General features: G+C 63.8%; 5 protein-coding genes. 4 read left to right on the forward strand and 1 reads right to left on the reverse strand.

Annotated elements, in window-relative coordinates; genetic code table 11:
• Positions 1-211: 211 nt before the first annotated feature.
• Complete coding sequence (locus FJ956_RS30285; protein WP_140684980.1) at positions 212-556, reverse strand: RidA family protein; 345 nt, start codon at positions 554-556, stop codon at positions 212-214.
• Positions 557-783: 227 nt separating this feature from the next.
• Here FJ956_RS30285 and aztA point away from each other — a divergent pair, with 227 nt between their 5' ends.
• The 4 genes from aztA (at position 784) to FJ956_RS30305 (ending at position 3,924) form a co-directional block, all read left to right on the forward strand.
• Positions 784-1,593 (forward strand): zinc ABC transporter ATP-binding protein AztA, encoded by an 810-nt coding sequence (gene aztA, locus FJ956_RS30290; protein ID WP_140684981.1) that lies wholly within the window; start codon positions 784-786, stop codon positions 1,591-1,593.
• Entirely contained in the window at positions 1,593-2,468 is an 876-nt protein-coding gene (gene aztB / locus FJ956_RS30295; RefSeq protein WP_140684982.1) for a zinc ABC transporter permease AztB, read from the forward strand. The genes aztA and aztB overlap by 1 nt, the downstream gene beginning before the upstream one ends.
• A gap of 29 nt (positions 2,469-2,497) precedes the next feature.
• Entirely contained in the window at positions 2,498-3,439 is a 942-nt protein-coding gene (gene aztC, locus FJ956_RS30300) for a zinc ABC transporter substrate-binding protein AztC (RefSeq protein WP_140684983.1), read from the forward strand.
• Between the two features lie 146 nt (positions 3,440-3,585).
• A complete protein-coding gene (locus FJ956_RS30305) occupies positions 3,586-3,924 on the forward strand; it encodes a TIGR01244 family sulfur transferase (protein ID WP_140684984.1) in 339 nt (112 codons plus the stop codon).
• The last annotated feature ends 125 nt before the right edge of the window (positions 3,925-4,049 follow it).

Raw genomic sequence — 4,049 nt, forward strand, 5'->3', positions numbered from 1 at the left:
GGGCGAAAACTGTAACCCATGTATCCGGTTCAAAGTGTTACCCATCTATCGGCTGGACACAGGCCAGAGGGGGGCGCCGTAGAGCGCAACGTCGATTGGTCTGGCCTGGGTCTCTATGCCGAAATTGAAAGGCTGGCGGGACAGCGCCCCCCTCTGCCCTGCCGGGCATCTCCCCCACAGGGGGGAGATTGGCAGTTCCGGCGCCGCGCCCTTAAATCGCCGCCGTCACAATAATCTCCACCAGATACTCCGGGCCGGCGAGCTTGGCTTCGCCGGTGGCGCGCGCCGGGGTGTGGCCCTGCGGCACCCACTTGTCCCATTCCGAATTCATTTCGGCAAAGGTCTTCATGTCGTCCAGCCAGATGATCGCCTGCACGATCTTGGTCTTGTCAGTGCCGGCCTTGGCCAGCAATTCGTCGATGGTCTTCAGGATGTCGCGCGTCTGCGATGCGACGTTGCCGCCGGGCTGACCGACCTGACCGGCCAGATAGACAGTGTTGCCGTGGGTGACGATCTGGCTCATGCGCGGGCCGACATCGATGCGACGAATGCTCATTGGAGGTTCCTTCGTTGTGGGACTCGCTGCTCTTTAGAGTCCGGGCCGGCGCGGGGCAAGGCCGGCGGTCGCGAAACCAATTGAGCCAATTGTCCGGTCTCGAACGACCCGCCTACACGGTGAGTTGACCGGTCGTGACACAATTGCGCCGGGCTGGCATGTTGACTAATGTAATAACATCACATATCGACGACGCACTCGATTTAGCGGACCGCCCGGAACGTCTGATGACCAATGCCTGCCTGACCTTCCGCGACCTGACGCTGGGCTACAACAGCCACCCGGCCATCCATCATTTGAACGGCATCGTCCGCAAAGGCTCGCTGACCGCCGTGGTCGGCGCCAACGGTTCGGGCAAGTCGACGCTGATGAAGGGCATCGTGGGCGTGCTGAAGCCGATGGAAGGCGCGGTGGTGCGCGTGCCCGGCGTGCGCACCGCCTATCTGCCGCAGCAGTCGGAGCTCGACCGCTCCTTTCCGGCGCGTGTCGTCGACCTGGTCTCGCTGGGGCTGTGGCCGAAGCGCGGCATGCTCGGCCGCTACACAAGGGAAGACCGCGACTCCGTCAGCAGGGCATTGATGGCGGTCGGGCTCGGCGGCTTCGAGAAGCGGCCGATCGACACGCTGTCCGGCGGCCAGTTGCAGCGCACGCTGTTTGCCCGCGTGCTTCTGCAGGACGCCGACCTCATCCTGCTCGACGAGCCGTTCAACGCAGTCGACGCCAAGACGGTGGGCGATCTCATCCAACTGATAAAGCGCTGGCACGGCGAGGAGCGTACGATCATGGTCGTGATTCACGACCTCGATCTGGTGCGGCAGAATTTCCCCGAGACGCTGCTGCTTGCCCGCCAGCCTGTCGCCTGGGGCGACACCAAGGAAACGCTGCGGCCGGAAAACCTGCTCAAGGCAAGGCGCTTCCACGAGGCGTGGGAAGAGAATGCGCCGTGGTGCGAGCCGGACGATCACGACCATAGCCATGATCACGCCCACGATCACCATGATCACCAGCAGCATGGCTCCGGACCGAGGGCCGCTTGATGGACTTCCTGTACGGCCTGTTCATCGCGCCCTTCGCCGATTTCGCCTTCATGCAGCGGGCGCTGTTCGGCTCGCTGATGCTGTCGGTCGGCGCCTGCCCGGTCGGCGTCTTCCTGATGCTCAGGCGCATGAGCCTGTCGGGCGACGCGATGGCGCATGCCATCCTGCCGGGTGCCGCGGCCGGTTTCCTGCTCTATGGGCTCGAGATCCTGCCGATGACAGTCGGCGGACTGATCGCCGGCATCATCGTCGCGCTCGGCGCGGGCGCCGTCTCTCGCTTCACCATCCAGCGCGAGGACGCCTCGATGGCGGCCTTCTATCTCATCTCGCTGGCCGTCGGCGTGCTGATGGTGTCGATCCGCGGCTCCAGCGTCGACCTGATGCATGTGCTGTTCGGCACGGTGCTGGCGCTCAACAATGAGGCGCTGATCCTGATCGGCGGCATCGTGGTGGTGACGCTCGCCTGCCTCGCCATCTTCTGGCGGGCGCTGGTCGCCGAGTGCCTCGATCCGCTGTTCCTGCGCTCGGTGAGCCGGATGGGCAGCCCGGTGCATTTCATCTTCCTCGGCCTCGTCGTGCTCAACCTCGTCGGCGGCTTCCAGGCTTTGGGCACGCTGCTCTCGGTAGGATTGATGATGCTACCGGCCGCCGCCGCCCGCTTCTGGACGGTGCGCGTCGAGCCGATGTGCGTCTTGGCGGTGCTGATAGGCTTTGCCTCCTGCATCGCCGGACTGCTTTTGTCCTACCACGCCTCGCTGCCCTCCGGCCCGGCGATCATCCTTTCGGCCGGCGTCGTCTATTTCTGCTCGATCCTGTTCGGCACGCGCGGCGTGCTGCGCGCCCGCATCGTGCATCACCGACATCGGACCGCCTGACCCCAATCCCCAAGCAAGGAGACCACCCAATGCTGAAATTCTTCCGTGCCGCGCTGGCGTTGAGCGTTATAACATTAAGCGCCTTTGCGGCGCCCTCCGCCTTCGCGGCGCCGCTCAAGGTCGTGGCGAGCTTCACCGTGATTGCCGATTTTGCGAAGAACGTCGGCGGCGACCGGGTGAACATCACCACCATCGTCGGGCCGGACGGCGACGCGCATGTCTATGAGCCGAGCCCGGCCGACGCGGTGGCGATGGCTAAAGCCGATGTCGTGCTGGTCAATGGCCTGCATTTCGAAGGTTTCCTGCAGCGCCTGGTCGATGCCAGCGCCACCAAGGCCGCGATCGTCACCTTGACCAAAGGTGTGACGCCGATCGACTTCAAGCCGGAATTCGCCGATGCGGACGCCGCAGAAGGCGCTGGCACCGGCGGCGGCAAGACCGTCACCGATCCGCACGCGTTCCAGTCGATCGCCAACGCCAAAATCTACGTGAAGAACATTGCCGACGCTTTTTGCACGGCCGACTCCGCAGGCTGCGACAGCTACAAGGCCAACGCCGCCGCCTACACTACCAAGCTCGATGCGCTGGAAGGCGAAGTGAAGGCGGCTATCCAGTCAATCCCCGAGGCGAAGCGCGTCGTTATCACCTCGCATGACGCCTTCGGTTATTTCGAGCGCGCATACGGGCTGACCTTCCTGGCCCCGCAGGGCATCTCGACCGATTCCGAGCCGTCGGCCGCCGATGTCGCCAAGCTGGTCGAACAGGTCAAGCAGGACAAGGCGGCGGCGATCTTCGTGGAAAACATCACCAATCCGCGGCTGATCGAGCAGATCGCCGGCGAGACCGGCATCAAGGTCGGCGGCACGCTCTATTCGGATGCGCTGTCGGCGTCCGATGGCCCGGCGTCGACCTATATCGACATGATGCACAACAACATCACGCAGATCAAAGGCGCGATCCTGGGCAGTTAAGCGGCGCAGCATCCAACTGGGCCAAAGCGACCCGGTTGGATTTTCCGGCCCACAATCTCTATTTGGCAGAGAAATCCGCTCGTACAGATTGCCGCTCATGCCCCGGGGTGGCATGACTGCGCCAAAGAGATTGCGAGGACCACACCATGGAATACCGCCAGATCAGCGACGACTATTCGGTCTCCGGCCAGATCCAGCCGCAGGACATTGCCGCCATCAAGGACGCCGGCTTCAAAAGCGTGATCTGCAACCGGCCGGACGACGAGCAGCCGGGCCAACCTTCGGCTGATAGCGTCAAGGCAGCGGCCGAGGCTGCCGGCCTCGGTTTCCGCTACGTCCCGGTCATCAGTGGCCAGATCACGATGGACAATGTCGAGGACCAGGCCGCCGCGCTCGACGAGCTCGAAGGGCCTGTGTTCGCCTATTGCCGTTCAGGCGCGCGCTGCACCAACCTTTACGGGCTGATCCAGCAGCAGCGGGGGTGAATACCTGCCGCGATTGGCGAAAGCCAATTCCGCAGGTTGGCGATCCTACGCGCCCCCCTCTGTCCTGCCGGACATCTCCCCCACTTGGGGGTGTATGGACTGGGGACATCGCGAACAGGTGTGCG

This window comes from Mesorhizobium sp. B2-4-3, assembly GCF_006442815.1.
In the GTDB taxonomy this organism is placed as follows: Bacteria; Pseudomonadota; Alphaproteobacteria; order Rhizobiales; family Rhizobiaceae; genus Mesorhizobium.

Excerpts from the sequence above, each read along its gene's own strand:
- FJ956_RS30285 (WP_140684980.1), bottom strand. The coding sequence starts at position 556 with ATGAGCATTCGTCGCATCGATGTCGGCCCGCGCATGAGCCAGATCGTC.
- aztA (WP_140684981.1), top strand. The coding sequence starts at position 784 with ATGACCAATGCCTGCCTGACCTTCCGCGACCTGACGCTGGGCTACAAC.
- aztB (WP_140684982.1), top strand. The coding sequence starts at position 1,593 with ATGGACTTCCTGTACGGCCTGTTCATCGCGCCCTTCGCCGATTTCGCC.
- aztC (WP_140684983.1), top strand. The coding sequence starts at position 2,498 with ATGCTGAAATTCTTCCGTGCCGCGCTGGCGTTGAGCGTTATAACATTA.
- FJ956_RS30305 (WP_140684984.1), top strand. The coding sequence starts at position 3,586 with ATGGAATACCGCCAGATCAGCGACGACTATTCGGTCTCCGGCCAGATC.